12 protein-coding genes are annotated in these 16,471 nt (G+C 64.1%); 5 read left to right on the top strand and 7 right to left on the bottom strand.

Annotated elements, in window-relative coordinates; translation table 11 throughout:
- Positions 1-8 precede the first annotated feature (8 nt).
- A complete protein-coding gene (locus AAA989_RS15590) occupies positions 9-1,904 on the top strand; it encodes an XrtA/PEP-CTERM system amidotransferase (protein WP_338245165.1) in 1,896 nt (631 codons plus the stop codon).
- On the opposite strand, the gene zapE is transcribed toward AAA989_RS15590, so the two are convergent.
- From zapE to AAA989_RS15575, 3 genes are read right to left on the bottom strand one after another with little or no spacing between them, the layout of a single operon-like run.
- On the bottom strand, positions 1,901-3,016 hold the full coding sequence (gene zapE / locus AAA989_RS15585; RefSeq protein ID WP_338245163.1) for a cell division protein ZapE: 1,116 nt from the start codon (positions 3,014-3,016) through the stop codon (positions 1,901-1,903). The two genes, AAA989_RS15590 and zapE, sit on opposite strands and share 4 nt — an antisense overlap.
- The gene (locus AAA989_RS15580) at positions 3,013-3,447 is read right to left on the bottom strand and encodes a GFA family protein (RefSeq protein WP_338245162.1); all 435 of its coding nucleotides are present in this window, start codon (positions 3,445-3,447) and stop codon (positions 3,013-3,015) included. Before AAA989_RS15580 ends, zapE begins: the two co-directional genes overlap by 4 nt.
- Before the next feature lies 1 nt (position 3,448).
- Positions 3,449-4,231 carry a succinate dehydrogenase iron-sulfur subunit gene (locus tag AAA989_RS15575; RefSeq protein WP_338245160.1) on the bottom strand — a complete coding sequence of 261 codons (783 nt, stop codon included), beginning with the start codon at positions 4,229-4,231 and terminating at the stop codon, positions 3,449-3,451.
- 253 nt (positions 4,232-4,484) lie between these two features.
- Between AAA989_RS15575 and AAA989_RS15570 the strand changes: the two genes are divergently transcribed.
- Entirely contained in the window at positions 4,485-5,201 is a 717-nt protein-coding gene (locus AAA989_RS15570; RefSeq protein WP_338245158.1) for an SDR family NAD(P)-dependent oxidoreductase, read from the top strand.
- Positions 5,202-5,254: 53 nt separating this feature from the next.
- Here AAA989_RS15570 and AAA989_RS15565 read toward each other — a convergent pair whose 3' ends face one another.
- A complete protein-coding gene (locus AAA989_RS15565; RefSeq protein WP_338245156.1) occupies positions 5,255-6,868 on the bottom strand; it encodes a M10 family metallopeptidase C-terminal domain-containing protein in 1,614 nt (537 codons plus the stop codon).
- Positions 6,869-7,054: 186 nt separating this feature from the next.
- Positions 7,055-8,068 carry a D-alanine--D-alanine ligase family protein gene (locus AAA989_RS15560; RefSeq protein ID WP_338245155.1) on the bottom strand — a complete coding sequence of 338 codons (1,014 nt, stop codon included), beginning with the start codon at positions 8,066-8,068 and terminating at the stop codon, positions 7,055-7,057.
- 134 nt (positions 8,069-8,202) lie between these two features.
- Between AAA989_RS15560 and AAA989_RS15555 the strand changes: the two genes are divergently transcribed.
- Positions 8,203-8,838 (top strand): class I SAM-dependent methyltransferase, encoded by a 636-nt coding sequence (locus tag AAA989_RS15555; RefSeq protein WP_338245153.1) that lies wholly within the window; start codon positions 8,203-8,205, stop codon positions 8,836-8,838.
- Positions 8,839-8,841: 3 nt separating this feature from the next.
- Here the strand turns inward: AAA989_RS15555 and AAA989_RS15550 are convergent, their stop codons facing one another.
- Together AAA989_RS15550 and AAA989_RS15545 are read right to left on the bottom strand one after the other, a co-directional pair.
- On the bottom strand, positions 8,842-9,669 hold the full coding sequence (locus tag AAA989_RS15550; protein WP_338245152.1) for an NTP transferase domain-containing protein: 828 nt from the start codon (positions 9,667-9,669) through the stop codon (positions 8,842-8,844).
- Between the two features lie 26 nt (positions 9,670-9,695).
- Positions 9,696-12,491 (bottom strand): Rne/Rng family ribonuclease, encoded by a 2,796-nt coding sequence (locus AAA989_RS15545; RefSeq protein ID WP_338245151.1) that lies wholly within the window; start codon positions 12,489-12,491, stop codon positions 9,696-9,698.
- A gap of 479 nt (positions 12,492-12,970) precedes the next feature.
- Here AAA989_RS15545 and AAA989_RS15540 point away from each other — a divergent pair, with 479 nt between their 5' ends.
- Positions 12,971-13,843 (top strand): N-acetylmuramoyl-L-alanine amidase family protein, encoded by an 873-nt coding sequence (locus AAA989_RS15540; protein WP_338245149.1) that lies wholly within the window; start codon positions 12,971-12,973, stop codon positions 13,841-13,843.
- A gap of 55 nt (positions 13,844-13,898) precedes the next feature.
- Entirely contained in the window at positions 13,899-16,421 is a 2,523-nt protein-coding gene (locus AAA989_RS15535) for a penicillin-binding protein 1A (protein ID WP_338245148.1), read from the top strand.
- Positions 16,422-16,471: the final 50 nt, after the last annotated feature.

The raw sequence follows: 16,471 nt of genomic DNA, 5'->3' as shown, positions 1-16,471 counted from the left end.
CCGCAAGCATGTGCGGGATTGCAGGTCTTTTCCATTGCGGAACGATAAAGCCGGTCGACCCTGCGCGGGTGGCGCGGATGACCGAGGTGCTCGCCCATCGCGGCCCGGACGGATCGGGTGTCTGGACGGCTCCCGGCGTGGGTCTGGGTCATCGCCGCCTTTCGATCATTGACGTCGCCGGTTCGCCGCAGCCCATGATGTCCGCCAGCGAGAGGCTGGTCATCAGCTTCAACGGCGAGATCTACAATTTTCGCGAACTGCGCCGCGAACTGGAAGCGCGAGGGCTCGAGTTTCGCACCGAGGGTGATACCGAGGTCATCCTGGCGGCCTACGAACAATGGGGCGCGGATTGCGTGGCAAAGCTGCACGGCATGTTCGCCTTCGCGATCTACGACCAGAAACGTCGCGAGCTTTTCCTGGCCCGCGATCGCTTCGGCGTGAAGCCGCTTTTCCTGGCCGAGTTCTCCGACGGCTCGATGGGTTTTGCGTCCGAATTGAAGGGCTTGCTGGCGCATCCTCTCATGCGGAGAGAAGTCGATCCGCGCGCGGTAGAGGATTTCATGGCCTGGGGCTACGTTCCCGATCACAGGTCCATCCTCAGGGGCGTCCGCAAGTTGCCGGCCGGTCATACGCTGCTGCTGAAGCACGACAGCCCCGTCCCCGAACCGCAGCAATACTGGGACATCAGCTTTACCGAGCGACACAAGGGCAAGGCGAAGGACCTGGAGGCAGAGCTGCTGCACCACATCCAGCAGGGCGTGAACAGCCGCATGGTGGCCGACGTGCCGCTGGGCGCATTCCTTTCGGGCGGGGTGGACAGTTCCAGCGTGGTGGCCTTCATGGCCGAGGCAAGCCGCCATCCCGTGAAGACCTGCTCCATCGGCTTCGACGTCGCCAGCGCAGACGAGACACGCCACGCGGAAGTCGTGGCTAGACTGTTCGGGACGGACCATACGTCGCGCACCGTGAAGGCGGACCAGTTCGACGCCATAGACACCATCGCCGGCATGTTCGACGAACCCTTTGCCGACGCCAGCGCCCTGCCGACTTGGCACGTGTGCCAGCTGGCCCGGGAAAACGTGACCGTGGCGCTTTCCGGCGATGGCGCCGACGAGGCGCTGGCCGGATACCGCAGGCAGGTGTTCCATGCGCATGAAGAGCGGCTGCGCGGAATGCTGCCCGAGGGATTGCGGCGCAACGTTCTCGGGCCGTTGGGCCGCCTTTATCCGAAAGCAGACTGGGCACCGCGACCGCTGCGGGCGAGAACCACGTTGCTGTCGCTGGCCGGTTCCGCGGAGCAGGCCTATGCCCGTGCGCTGGCCGTCGTTCCGCCGGAAGGACGCTTCGCGCTCTATTCGCCGGACCTTTCCGGGCAACTCGGCAGCTACCGCGCCGAAGACCCGCTGCTCGACCTGATGGCCAGGGCGCCGATGCGCACTGCGCTGGACCAGGCGCAGTATGGCGATCTCAAGTTCTGGCTGCCGGGAGACATCCTGACCAAGGTGGACCGCACCAGCATGGCCGTCAGCCTGGAGGCGCGCGAGCCGCTGCTCGATCACCACCTGGTGGAATTCGCGGCGGGACTGCCGGACGGATTGCGGGTGCGCGGCATGCAGGGAAAGTGGCTGCTGAAGAAGGCCATGGAGCGGTATCTGCCGGACGATATCCTCTACCGCCCCAAGCAGGGTTTCGTCACGCCGATCGCCGAATGGCTGCGCGGGCCGCTGGCGGGGAAGGCGCGGGGCATAGCCAGAAGCGCGATGCTGGCGCGGACCGGTTGGTTCGACAATTCGCGGACCGAGCAGATCGCGGAGGACCACATTGCCGGCCGGGCCGATCATTCGCGCCTCTTGTGGCAGCTCATCATGCTGGACCGGTCGCTTGCCAGGCTGGGTGTGGCCTAACCCGCAAGCCCGTGGCCCAGCGCCATGTATTCCTCGCTCTGCATTTCCTTCAGGCGGCTGACGGTGCGCTGGAATTCGAATGAACCGTCGCCGTCCACGTAAAGGTCTTCCGGCCTTGTGGCGGCCACGGCAAACAGTTTCACGCGATTTTCGTAGAGCGCGTCGATCAGGGTGACGAAGCGGCTCGCCTCGTTGCGCATGTCCTTGCCCATCTGCGGGATGCCGACCACGAAAACGGTGTGATAGGCCTGCGCGATGGCAAGGTAATCCGGCGCGCCGCGTGGCTGCTGGCACAGGCGGCGGAAGCTGAACACGGCCACGCCCTTCAGGCTCTTGGGCACGTGGAGCGTGCGCCCGCCGCCCACGTCCAGTTCGGCGCTGGGCACATTCTCCGCGTCTTCGGGCGGATAGTCGGTCAGACGGAAGAATGCCTCGCGCACCCTGGCCGTGGCTTCCTCGCTCATCGGATAATGCCACGTATCCAGGCCCCCGATGCGTTCCATGCGATAGTCGGTCGGCCCGTTCAGTTCGATCACGTCGAGTTCGGCCTCGATCAGTTCGATGAACGGCAGGAAATGCTCACGGTTGAGCCCGTCCTTGTAGAGCTCCGACGGACGGCGGTTGCTGGTGGTGACCACCGTCACGTTGCGTTCGCAGATCAGCTGGGTGAACAGGCGGCTCATGATCATCGCATCGGCGGAATTGTTCACCACCATCTCGTCGAAGGCTAGGCACTTCAGGTTCTTCGAGAGCACTTCCGCCACGGCCGGTATCGGATCGCCCTTTTCGCTCCTGCGCGCTTCTCTCAGCGCGGCGTGGACTTCCTGCATGAAGGCGTGGAAGTGGACGCGGCGCTTTTCGGGAATGTCGAGCGAGGCGTGGAACAGGTCCATCAGCATGGATTTGCCGCGCCCGACGCCGCCCACCATGTAGATGCCCTGGGCCCGCGCCTTTTTCCGCGTGAAGAGCTGGCCCAGCAGGCCGCCCGACTGTTCCGCCTGCAATTCCCTTTGCAGCGCATCCAGTCGCTCCGCCGCGCGGCGCTGGTCCGGGTCTGGACGAAGCTCTCCGGCGGCGATCAGGCGTTCGTAGCGGGAAAGGACGCCGCTCATCGATCGCGTGGCTGCATCGCCTCGAACTGCGGAAGGTCCGGATCGAAGCGATCCCAGACGGGCGCATCCTTCACGTAGATCACGCTTTCCGGGGAGACGATGTTGGGATCGTCGAGCGAGCCCGCCTGCAGGATCGCCATTTCCTCGCCCGGCAGGTCTCCGGTGGTGAACAGGCGGCCACCGCAGGTGCCGCAGAAATGCCGCGTAACCTTGCCGCCGGTATCGCCGTCATTGGTGTAGGCGGCAGGCGTTCCGCGCAGGTCGAGCTGGTCGCGGCGCAGGCCCACGATGGTCGTATGGCCGGTGCCGGTCGCCTTCTGGCAATCCTTGCAGGCGCACTGCGAGGTGAACAGGTCCGGCCCCGTGACCGTGTAGCGGATGGCACCGCACAGGCACCCGCCTTCCGCCGTCTCGCCTGCACCGATACCCATCTCAGACGTGCTTTTCCGCCTGCATCTTCTTGATTTCGGCAATCGCCTTGGCGGGCGAAAGCCCCTTGGGGCAGACGTTCGCGCAGTTCATGATGGTGTGGCAGCGATAGAGGCGGAACGGATCCTCGAGGTCGTCCAGCCGCTCTCCGGTCATCTCGTCGCGGCTGTCGGCCAGCCAGCGATAGGCCTGCAGCAGGATCGCCGGACCCAGGAACTTGTCGGAATTCCACCAGTAGCTGGGGCACGCGGTGGAGCAGCAGGCGCACAGGATGCATTCGTAGAGCCCGTCCAGCTGCTCGCGCTGTTCGGGGGATTGCAGCCGTTCCTTGCCCGAGGGCGTGGTGGAGACGGTCTGCAGCCAGGGACGGATCGAGGCATACTGGGCGTAGAAGTGCGTGAAATCGGGCACGAGGTCCTTCACCACTTCCATGTGCGGCAGCGGCGTGATGCGGATTTCGCCTTTCACGTCCTCTATCGCGGTGGTGCAGGCCAGGCCGTTCTTGCCGTTCATGTTCATCGAGCAGGATCCGCAGATACCTTCCCGGCAGGACCGGCGGAAAGTCAGCGTCGGGTCGATCTCGTTCTTGATCTTGAACAGCGCATCCAGAACCATCGGACCGCACTCGTCCAGGTCCACCTCGAACGTGTCGTAACGCGGGTTCTTTCCGCTGTCGGGATCGTAGCGATAGATGCGGAACTTGCGGATGTTCCCGCCGCTCTCGGCCTTGTGAACTTCTCCGTCGGAGCGGATCTTGCTGTTGGCGGGGAGAGTGAAGGTGGCCATGTGCTGTATCGTCCCTAAAGCGTCTGATGCCTATCTAGCCATGCCGCGGGCAAGGGCAAGGCAAAGCATGGGAAAAGGTCCGGTTTCGCGCCGCTTTTCCAGCTAATGTGGAACACATGGAACACTGTCCTGGGCGCTAAAATCGCTGGCGACATATCGCACCAGGGAACTGGCGGAAATACGGGCTTGAGAGGGTGTTTTGCCGGGCATGGGCCGTGCGTATGGCAGGGCGCGTTCGTAGGAAAGGAATCCCATGGGCTGGCGCAAGGCGGCAATCTTCGGAAGCAGCGGCGGTATCGGCGGCGCGCTGGTGCGGGTGCTCGCGAGCCAGGGAGGCGAAGTCATGGCGGGGTCGCGCAGCGGGGAGGGGCCGGACCTTGCGGGCGTCACGCCGTTCATCTTCGACCTTGACGACGAAGGCACCATCGCCGCCGCCGCCGAGGGCTGGGCCGACGATCCACCCGATCTGGTGATCGTCGCCACGGGCGTGCTGACGCTGCCGGACGGCACCGGGCCCGAACGCAGTTTCAGGCACGTGGAAGCCGATGCGATGGCGCGCGTCCTCTATCTCAACACGGTCGGCCCCGCGCTCGTCGCCAAGCACCTGCTGCCACTATTCCCGCGCGATGGAAGGTCTGTGTTCGCAGCGATTTCCGCGCGGGTCGGCTCGATCGGCGACAACAGCATCGGCGGATGGCATTCCTACCGCGCCAGCAAGGCGGCGCTGAACATGCTGGTGCGCAACTATGCAATCGAACTGGGGCGAACGCACAAGCAGGCGATCGCGGTGGCCCTGCAGCCCGGCACCGTGGACACGAAACTGTCGCAGCCGTTCCAGTCCAACCTTCCCGATGGCCAGCTGACCACTCCGGAAGAAAGCGCGGCGAACCTGCTGCGAGTGCTCGAAACGCTCACGCCCGAAGACAGCGGTTTCATGTTCGACTGGCGCGGAGACCGGCTGCCGGCATGAAAAAAGGGCCGCCCGCGCGATGCGGACGGCCCCTTTTCTCGATATGCGGCGGATCAGGCGAAGATATCGGCCTGGGGCACGTAGTCGAGATTCTCGAAGATCACGGTCTGGTCGATCGAGCCGTCTCCGTCGATGTCGATGAGAAGCGCATTGCCGTCTTCGGTCTGGATCGAATCGCCGTCGAGGCCGAGCCACGACAGGTCGAGAATATCGACGCCGGCCTCGAAATCAGTGATCGTGTCGGTGCCACCGTTCTCGAAGCTTTCGATCAGGTAGTTGCCACCGTCCTGGATCACGAACACGTCCGAACCGGCGCCGCCGGTCAGCGTGTTGTCGAGCTCGTTGGTCACGATGATGTCGCGATAGTCGGAGCCGACCGCATTCTCGATCTCGGTGCCATAGGCGATGGAGATGTTATCATACGCGGTCGCCCGCACGCCGCCCCAGCCAAAATCGCCAGCGATCTTCGAAGCCGAGTTGTTCTGGTACGAGGCGAGGGTGTTCGCGAGGCTGGCATCGGTCACGGTCGCCGGAGCGAACACGCCGGTTTCCTCGAATAGGTCGAGACGGTTCTGGTTGACTTCCGCTGCCGTGGGCGGGGCTTCGGCGCCCGACGAGAACTGGCCGTCGTTCAGGTTGATCACCGTGCCGCCGAAGAAGCCGGAGAAGTCCAGCGTATCCTCGCCGCCAGCATCGTAGATGGTGACGTTGGGGAAGCTGTTGGACGAGAAATCGAACACGTCGCGATCGGCGGTCGAGTTATAGCCGTACACGGTATCGCCCACGCGCGTCGTCGGGTCGGCACCGTACTTCTGCTGGATGACGTAGACATCGTGCAGCATCGGGGTCTGGGCGTTGCCGAAGAACAGCAGGTCCCAGTTGAGGATATTGGCGCCGGTAATGTTGGGCGCCCAGTACGACATGATCGTGTACTGTTCGGTATCCTGGGCATATTCGGCCTGGTTGGCGTAGGTCGTCGCGCCCGCGCCGTTATAGGCACCGGGGTGGCTGAGGCCGATGGCGTGACCCAGCTCGTGAATCAGCGTGGTGGCGCCATAGCCGTTGAAGTCCAGCCAGGCGTTGGAGCCGTTGACCGAGGGATCGGCCACGAACACGTCACCGAAGAACTTGTATCCCTGCGCCTTGGTGAAGCCGTTCTTGTTACCGGGATAGTACTCCGGGTAATAGGCGTAGGCCTGTGCGGGATCGGTGGAGTTGGCGAACTGGATATCCGCGCCGCGACCGTTCTTCTCGACGAATTCGGGGGCGACGAGATCGTCCCACAGCGCGATGGAATCGCGCGCTTCGGCGATCTGCGCGTCGGTGAACGCCGCAAGACCTTCACCCGCGGTGAAGCCGTAATCGGGGTTGTTGTAGAGGCCGATCAGGTCCTGCCCTTCCTTGAGGAAGGTGTATGTGATCTTGCCACCCGAAGTGTTGATCGCGTTGCCGGAATCGATCTGCGTCACCACCTGATCGAGATCGGCAATCGTCTTGCCACCGAACGTGAAGCCCAGGCCGGCGTAGTCATCGAGGTTGAAGTCGTTCCGGTTGAACACCTTGTCATGATCGCGATCGGATTCGTCCGACCAGCCGTAATCGTGATCGTCCAGCGCGATATCTTCCATCGTGAGGACCCCGCGATCCCCCAAATTCCTACGTCCCATTGAATTCAGTCCCTTCCTGATAACCGGAGCCGTAAATACGGCGACGATTTACCTATTGGTAACCAGAGAGACCAAAGGCACAAGCGGAAAGACTATGTTAAATGTTGTTGCTTGTCGTTTTGCGACAATTTTTTCTTTTCCGGGGGCGGAATTGGGCCAGAATGGGGCAGTTGTGACCTGAAAGGGTCAGGAAATCAGCGCATTGCGCCGCCACGATTCCGCCAGGATCGTTTCCAGCAGGTCAGAGTGGCTGAAGCCTACCTGTGCCGCGGCCTTGGCCATCACCTTTTCGCTCCACAGGTTGCAGTTGAGGTTGATCTCGATGAAATTCAGGTCGCCCGTCTTGAGGTCGACGCGGAATTCGATACGGCCGTAATCGAACGGCACGAATTCCTGCGCCACCTTCTTGGCGTATTCGGCGACCCGTGGCTCGAGCTCCGGATGGTCGAAGCGCTTGAGCGCGGCCTTCTCGGTATTCTGCACGAGGTCGCGCTTCTCGTAGTAGGTCCACAGCCGCTGGGTATCCTCGCGCTCGTACCACAGCATGGGCAGTTGCACGGGCTCGCTGTCGATGGTGATGAAGGCGACCTGCACATCGTAACCGTCGAGATAGGGCTCCACGATCGCGTCGTGGCCCTGGCCGTGGATGTCGGCGATGGCGTTGGTCACGCCGTTCCAGTCATGCGCGTCGGAAATGCCCCAGCTGGCCGACGATGCGTTCGGCTTGATGACCCAGCGACCCGCTTCGGAAGGGGGCAGGTTCTTTTCCAGCACCGGCGCTCCGCGGCGATAGCAGAACCACGGCGCGGTAGGCACTCCGGCATGGGTGCAGACTAGCTTGGACACGGACTTGTCGTCTCCCAGCCCGCGCAGGAACGGCATGGCGCCGACGTAGGGGATGCGGTGCATGTTGCACAGCGTGGGGATGAGCATCTCCGAATTCACGAAGCCGCCGCGGTTCAGCAGCGGAAAGACGAAATCGACATCGGGCCGCTCGAACAGGACATCGTAGCTGTTGGCGAACGCGAGGTTGAGGCCGAGCCCTTCCAGCGTGGTGCGCACCTCGTGGTGGTAGATGGCGTGGTTGCCGTCTTCCGGGTGCATCCCGCCGCCCCAAAGGGCGTGCTTCGCCATGAACAGCATCCGCACCCGCTCCTTCGCGTCTTCGGGAATGCGTAGGGGGGTAATCGTCTTGTTCATGGAGTCGCCCTCGTTGGCAGCAGCATCGCCGCGCCGTTACGGACAAATTCCGGGCCGCGCAATCACAGTTGCTTCAGCCATTGCAAATTCGGTGAATCGTGAAACAATCGCCGTCCTGCGCCGGGGAATGACAAATGGGCCTAGGTGAGTGGTATGACGCGACCGTGCTGCCCAAGGTGGTTTCCCTGGGCTGTGGATCGCAGGACGTGGACGAGCTGCGGGCCGAGGTCGTGCCACTGGCGAAGGGCGCGGTCTTCGAACTCGGCTGCGGGGGCGGCTTCAACCAGAACCATTACGACCCGCAGGCCGTCACCAGCTTTTCAGGGATCGACCCCAACGCCAGCCTGCTCGAAGCGGCGCAGAAACGTGCGCGGGAGAAGGGCTGGGACGCGGATATTCGCGAGGGGAAGGGGGAGGATATTCCCTTTCACGACGGGGCCTTCGATACGGTCGTGTGCACCTACACCCTTTGCTCGGTCGATGATCCGGTCCGCGTGCTGGCTGAAATGCGCAGGGTGCTCAAACCGGGCGGTCGCCTGCTGTTCCTTGAGCACGGGAAAGCTCCCGATGCCGGTCCTGCCAGGTGGCAACGGCGGATAGAGCCGGTGTGGAAACGCCTGGCGGGCAACTGCCACCTGACCCGGGAGATCGGCCCGTCGATCCGCCGGGCGGGGTACGAAATCGAACCGATCGGCCAGAGATATTTCGAAAAGGCACCGCGATGGGCGGGCTGGATGGAATGGGGCGTGGCGCGCCGGGCGGGGGCCTGAGCGCTAGCTCCAGGACTCGATCTCGGGCTTGGGAATGTCCATTCCCAGCCGCTGGCCCAGCACCCACTCGCAGATGGCGTAGGTCCGTTCGTTGTCGACATCGATGGCGAGAGCGCCGTCCTCGAACACGACCGGCTTCAGCTTCGCATCGAACCGCTTGCCGACGCGGGTCAGGCCATCCGCAAAGGTGGTGAGGCCAAAGCGCATCATCAGGATATTGAGCAGGCCGAAGGCCCGCACCATGCGACCCCTGTTGGCCTGGAACTGACCGCCTTCACGGAATATCTCCGCGGCCTTCAAGCCCTTGCGATTGGACAGCCCGTAGAGGTTGCAGTTGGCATAGCCCGCTTCCTTGAATTCGTAGAAGCCCCGCTGCCCGCGCTCGTGCACCGCGTGGACTCGTTCCTTGGTGGTGACCCCGATCACGCCGTCGGCATCGCGCATTGCACTGCGCAACTGCTCGAAGCCATCGTGCGTCAGCAGCACGTTGTCGCCGGTGGTCACCACGAAGGGTCCGTCCTCGCCCCTGGTCGCCGCAAGCACGCTTTCGACGATGTTGGGATCGCTGTCGTGGATGGTGATCGGGGTGCCGCGCTCGCGGAACGGTTCGAGGACCGCGTCCACTTCGGCCTGTCCGTCCTTTTCCAGCACGACCCGGATCTCGCGGATCGCGGGCAGCGTGGTCAGGGCTTCCATCACGTGCGCTATAAGCGGGCGGCCGCAGATCGGCGCCAGGCACTTGTGGCTGACCCCCGCGCGCGCGGCGAGGGGATTGACCACGCCGGTGCGCTGCGCCGCCAGGACGATGACGGTTACTGGAAGCGGGTCCATGACCACTCTCCTCCTCTTTCGGGCTGTCAGTTACCGAACGTGCGTTGCCACCATCCGCGACGGGGCGAGCCGTCTTCGTTGACGCCGTCATCGCCGTTGTCCGAAGAGGCCTCGCTGTCCTTCTTCAGCGGGGTGTCATCGCCGGTGATGACTTCCGAGATCACCGGCTTGTCACCGCCGTCGAGGTTGGCCTTGGCCTTCGCGTCGGCAGGCTTTTCCGCCTTGTCGTCGGTTGCAGCGGCAGCCTTCTTGCGAGGTGCGCGCTTCGGCTTCGGCTTTTCTTCCGCCTTGGCGTCGTCCTCGCCGCTCGGCTCCGTAGTTTCGGCCTTCTTGCGACGCGTGCGCTTGGGCTTCGGCTTTTCCTCGCTCTCGGTCTCGGCTCCGGAAGCGTCCTCGGTCTTGGCAGGAGCTTTCTTCGCACGGGTGCGCTTCGGCTTCGGCTTCTCGGCCGGGGTGTCTTCCCCTGCAGGAGCAGCATCGCTCTCCTGCTCGGCCTTGGCCTCTACCTCGTCGCGCTGACCGCTGTCGGGACCGCTCTGGTCGCCATCGGAGTCGTTATCGGATTCCTTGCCGGAGGCACCGTTGTCGCCATCCTGCCGCTTGCGGTTGCGTCCACGGCCGCCGCGGCGTCCGCGACGGCGACGCGGCTTGTTGCCGCCTTCATCGCTGTCGGAGTCGTCCGACGAACCCTTGCCTTCGTCGCGGCTGTCTTCGTCATCGTCGGCTTCGTTGTCGTTATCGTTGTCGTCCGACGTATCGTCGTCCTGCTGACGGTTCTTGTTGCGGCCGCGACCACCGCGCCGACGGCGGCGGCGCTTGTTCTTCTGCCCGCCGTTGCCGTCATCGTCCTCGTCGTAGGAATCGTCGCTGTCGGTCTCGGTATCGCTCTCGTCTTCGTCCTCGCCGACGTAATCGTCGTCGTCATCGTCGACGATCGGTTCGAACTTGGGCGCCTGCGACGGCTTGGGTCCGGACGACGAGACGCGCATCTTCGCGCCCTCGTTCTCGCCCTCGGGCTTCACTTCGACCGTCACGCCATACCGCTGCTCGATCTCGGCAAGGTCGCCGCGCTTGGCGTTGAGCAGGTACACCGCCGCCTCGGTAGAGGCGAACAGGGTGATGACCGTGCCCTTGCCCTTGGCCGCCTCGTCCTCGATCAGACGCAGGGCCGAGAGGCCGGCGGAAGAGGCCGTGCGGACAAGGCCGGTGCCATCGCAGTGCGGACATTCGCGCGTGGTCGCTTCGAGCACGCCGGTGCGCAGGCGCTGGCGGCTCATTTCCATCAGGCCGAAACCGGAAATGCGGCCGACCTGGATCCGGGCGCGGTCGTTCTTCAGCGCATCCTTCATGCACCGTTCGACCTTCCGCACGTTGCCGGTGCGTTCCATGTCGATGAAGTCGATCACCACCAGGCCTGCCATGTCGCGCAGGCGCAGCTGGCGGGCGATTTCCTTCGCCGCTTCCAGGTTGGTGTGCAGGGCGGTCTGCTCGATCCCATGTTCCTTGGTGGAACGGCCGGAGTTTATGTCGATCGACACCAGCGCCTCGGTCGGGTTGATGATCAGGTAGCCGCCGGATTTCAGCTGCACCATGGGATCGTACATCGCCGAAAGCTGGTCTTCCGCACCGTATCGCTGGAACAGCGGGACGGGATCGTTGTAGCTCTTAACCCGGCGCGCGTGGCTGGGCATCAGCAGCTTCATGAACGACTTGGCGGCCTTGTAACCCGCTTCGCCTTCCACGATCACTTCCTCGATCTCGCGGTTGTAGATGTCGCGGATGGCGCGCTTGATCAGGTCGGAATCCGAATGGATCACGCTCGGCGCGCTGGAGCTCAGCGTGCGTTCGCGTATCTCGTCCCACAAGCGGGCGAGGTAGTCGAAGTCGCGCTTGATCTCGGGCTTGGTGCGCGAGAGGCCGGCCGTGCGCACGATCAGGCCCATGGATTTGGGCAGGCTGAGGTCGGACACGATGCTTTTCAGCCGCTTGCGATCCGAACCGTTCGAGATCTTGCGGGAAATACCGCCGCCGTGGCTGGAATTGGGCATCAGCACACAATAACGGCCCGCCAGCGACAGATAGGTGGTCAGGGCCGCGCCCTTGTTGCCGCGTTCTTCCTTGGCGACCTGCACCAGCAGCACCTGGCGGCGCTGGATGACGTCCTGGATCTTGTAGCGGCGACGCAGCGCCTGGCGCTTGGCGCGCGCTTCGTCGATTTCCTTGGCGCGGCTGCCGCCCGAACGGCGCCCCTGCGGGCGACGGCCCTTGCCACGACCCCGGCCGCGACGCTGACCGCGGTTGTTGCCGCCGTTGTCGCTGTCGTCCTCGTCGGACTCCTCGTCTTCTCCATCGTCGTCGTCGGCTGCGTCCTCGCCGTTCTCGACGTGACCGTCTTCGATCGTGGAGACGTCGTCCTTCTCGCTGGTGTCGATTTCCTCGACGCCGGCTTCGTCCTCGTCTTCATCCTCGCCGTCTTCGTCGATGGGCGCGCCATCGTCGTCTTCCTCGGCGCGCAGCTTCGCTTCTTCTTCCGCTGCGGCCTGTTCCTCGGCCAGCAGGGCTTCGCGATCCGCTGCGGGGATCTGGTAGTAGTCGGGATGGATTTCGCTGAAAGCGAGGAAGCCGTGGCGATTGCCGCCGAAATCGACGAACGCCGCCTGCAGCGACGGTTCGACCCTGGTGACTTTCGCTAGATAGATATTGCCCTTGATCTGCTTGTGTTCGGCAGATTCAAAGTCGAACTCCTCAATCCGGTTTCCCTTGAGCACCGCCACCCGTGTTTCTTCCGGGTGGCGCGCATCGATAAGCATGCGCGTTGCCATTGATTATTCTCCGGGCAAACGCCTGCGGGCCGGGCGGGCGCTTGCGCGCCGGTCCGGTAGGAAGCGATTGCCGATATGTGTGGGTCCCGCCATTCGCGCGGGATTTGAAGATCATCACCCCATCGCGCCAGCCGTCGACCGGTTGGGGGATGGATGTGCGAAACGTGTCTGCCGCGTTGCAAAGGCGCAGGGTTTGCATCTGCGCTGGGAGCCTTGCAGCCAACATGCGCCCTTTCGAACGCATCGTGACTTGCTGGCAATAACTCTGCATCGGGGCATCAACCTGTAAGCATTGCCGGATACAGCCGATCGGGCCTTTCCGGGATGCCGGTAAGCAATATCGCTCCGGCCACCTTTAGCTAGCAGCCGGGGAAAGCCACGGCAACCTTGTTGCGCATTCACGCAAATTTCCCTTGTGGTAAGCATGAACATTCCTGCGCCAGCAAGCGGCGCGCCAGACAGGACGCATAGGACCTCGCATGTCGCATCGCCTGCAGATCGGCCTGCTGCTCGCCTTCCCGGTGCTGGTCGTGGTCGCGCTCTATGCCCTGGGTTCGGCCATACCGGTGCCCGTGCTGGGCCGCGACTACGTGGTGCGGGTGGACCTGCCCGACGGCGCGCAGACGATCGGTCTTCCCGAAATCGCCGGCCCTTCCGACCCGTCGCGCCCGCTAGTGCTGATCGACGCCGGCCACGGCGGTTTCGACCTGGGGGCCGTGGGCGAAGGCTATCTCGAGAAGACCATCGTGCTGGGACTGGCGCAGGCGCTGCGCGACCGGCTGCTGGAAGAGGGCGGCATTCGCGTGGCGATGACGCGCGAGGACGATCGCTTCATCGTGCTGGAGGAACGCGCCGAGATCGCCCGCGCGCTGGGGGCTGACCTGTTCCTCTCCATCCACGCCGATTCCGCCGGGGACAGCGAGGGGGTGGCCGGTGCCACCATCTATACCCTGTCCGAAACCGCCTCCTCCGAAGCCGCCGCGCGGTTCGCCGAGCGCGAGAACGAGGCCGACATCATCAACGGTGTGGACCTCTCGGGACAGGACGAGGAAGTGAACGCCATCCTGGTGGAACTGTCGCAGCGCCGCACGTCGGAGCAGTCCGCCGCCTTTGCCGAACTGATCGAGCGGGAAGGGCAGGGCACGCTCGAATTCCACCCGCAGGCGCGCCGCTCCGCCGCGCTGGCCGTGCTGCGCGCGCCCGACGTGCCGGGCGTGCTGTTCGAATCGGGTTTCGTCACCAACCCCGAGGAAGCGGAAAGGCTGGCCTCCGAAGAGGGGCAGGAGCGCTTCGCGGACGTCCTGACCCGCGCAATTCGCATCTATTTCGCCCGGGAAAGGGTCGAAACCTGATGTCTATTCATTCTGGCGCCATGATCGGATGGCATGTAGAGTGCCTTCCTGCCTTATGACAAACGCCTTCACATCCTCCATTGGCAGCGGCTGGAGCCGCTTCCGCGCATTCACCCGCTACGTCGGCACGCCACTGCGGTCCGCATGGCAGGGCAATCGTCTGTTCCGCATCGGCGGCTACCTGCTGCTTGCCGCGCTCGTCGTCTGGCTGGCCGGGTGGGCCTGGCTGGCGCGCGACCTGCCGGACGCGGATTCGCTGCTGGATTACGAGCCGAACCTGCCAAGCGTCGTGCGCGGCATCGATGGCGAGATCGTCCACCGTTACGAACGCGAACGGCGCGTCGAACTGCAATACCGCGACCTGCCCGAGCAGCTGATGAACGCCTACATCTCAGCCGAGGACGAGACCTTCTGGCGGCACGGCGGCATCGACGCGGGCGGCTTCTTCAATGCCGTGGTCGACTACATCTCGAAAATGGGCTCGGGCGAGCGGGCCGTTGGCGGCTCCACCATCACCCAGCAGGTGGCTAAGAACATCCTGGTGGGCAACGAGTACTCGGTGACGCGCAAGCTGCGCGAAATGATCCTTGCCACGCGTATCGAGGATGTTCTCTCCAAGCAGGAGATCATCACCCTTTACCTGAACGAAATCCCGCTGGGTCGGCGCAGCTACGGCGTGCAGGCGGCCGCGCGCGCCTATTTCGACAAGGACGTGGACGAACTCGAACTGCACGAGATGGCCTATCTGGCGATCCTGCCCCGCGCGCCCGAGGTCTACAGCCGCGAGGCGAATTACGACACCGCGCGCGAACGCCGCAACTGGGTGCTCGCCCAGATGGAAGACAACGGCTTCATCACCGCGCAGGAAATGCGGGCGGCGCAGGCCCAGCCATTGGGCATCAACGAAGGCCAGCGCACTGAACGCTCCGCCGATGCAGGCTACTTCCTCGAGGAAGTTCGCCGCGAACTGATCGAACTTTTCGGCGAAGAAGCGGAAGACGGGCGCAACAGCGTCTATGCCGGCGGCCTTTGGGTACGCACCTCGCTCGACACCGAACTGCAGGACGCCGCGCGCAACTCGCTGCGCGATGCCATGCTGCGCTATCACGGCAATCGCGGCTGGACCGGACCGATCGCCACGATCAATCCCGATAACGGCGACCTGACGGAGCAGCTGCGCAGCTCCTACCTCTCGATCAGCTACAAGAACTGGCGCGTGGGCGTGGTCACCGCCCGAAGCGGCGATTCTGCTACCATCGGCTTTTCCGATGGCGTGGAGGCGCCGCTGTCCAACGTCGCCAGCGAAGTGAAGGTGGGCGATGTCGTGGCTGCGTCGCCCAGCGGCAGCAACTGGCGCCTGGAAGCCATTCCTTCCGTCTCGGGCGGCTTCCTGGCCATCGCGCCGGACAGCGGACGGGTGCTGGCCATGCAGGGCGGGTTCGATTCGCGCCTTGGCAGTTTCAACCGCGCCACGCAGGCCAACCGCCAGCCCGGCTCCACCATCAAGCCCTTCGTCTACGCCACCGGGCTGGACAACGGCATGACGCCCGCCTCGATGATCCCCGATGCGCAGTATTGCTATTACCAGGGCGCCAACCTGGGCGAGAAGTGCTTCACCAACTTCGGCGGCAGCCGCGGCGGGGGCGAATACCCCATGCGTTACGGGCTGGAGCAGTCGAAGAACCTGATGACGGTGCACATCGCCATGGATTCGGGGATGGAGAACGTGATCGACACGTTCGAGCGCGTGGGCATTGCCGAGGAAGGCGAACTCGAACCCTATCCTGCCTTTGCCCTGGGTGCCGGTGACACCACGGTCGAGAAGATGGCCGCCGCCTATGCCATGCTGGTGAACCACGGTCGCCTGAACGATCCGACGGTGATCGACTACGTGCAGGACCGCGACGGCAAGGTGATCTGGCGCGCCGACAACCGCGAATGCACCGGCTGCAACATGGACGAATGGGATGGCGGCCCGATGCCGCGCTTCGGCCGGACAGGTCGCCAGGTGATGGACCCGCGCACCGCCTTCCAGACGGTGAACATGCTGACCGGCGTCGTCCAGCGGGGCACCGCCACGCGCCTGCGCGATCTCGACATGCCGCTGTTCGGCAAGACCGGCACCAGCTCTGGTCCCACCAACGCCTGGTTCGTGGGCGGATCGCCCGACATCGTAGGCGCCACCTATCTCGGCTTCGACCAGCCCCAGAACATGGGCGGGTGGATCCAGGGCGGCAACACGGCCGCTCCGATCTTCAAGCAGTTCGTGCAGGAAACCCGCGATCACTGGAGCGGGCGACCGTTCATCGCGCCCAGCGGCGTGCGCATGGTCCGCGTGGATCGCCGCACGGGCCGCCGCGTATTCGATGCCTGGCCGACGGACGAGCCGACTTCGGCAGTCATCTGGGAGGCTTTCCGCCCCGATACGGAGCCGCGGCGCAGCCAGCGGCAGGACGAGGTGGATGCGATGCGCGAGACGATCCTGGCGCAGTTGCGCCGCCGGGCGAACAGCGGCAGCTCGAGCAGTCGTCCGGGTGAACGCGAGGACTTCGTCGAAGAGCAGGGCGGTATTTACTGATCGGCGCACTTTCGCGCCGCGCCCGCTTGCGCTAGGCGCGCGCATTCAAT

Source organism: Aurantiacibacter hainanensis (assembly GCF_036321025.1).
GTDB classification, from domain to species: domain Bacteria; phylum Pseudomonadota; class Alphaproteobacteria; order Sphingomonadales; family Sphingomonadaceae; genus Alteraurantiacibacter; species Alteraurantiacibacter hainanensis.
Note: the sequence above shows the minus strand (reverse complement) of the source record. Positions and strands in the feature narration are given on the sequence as shown.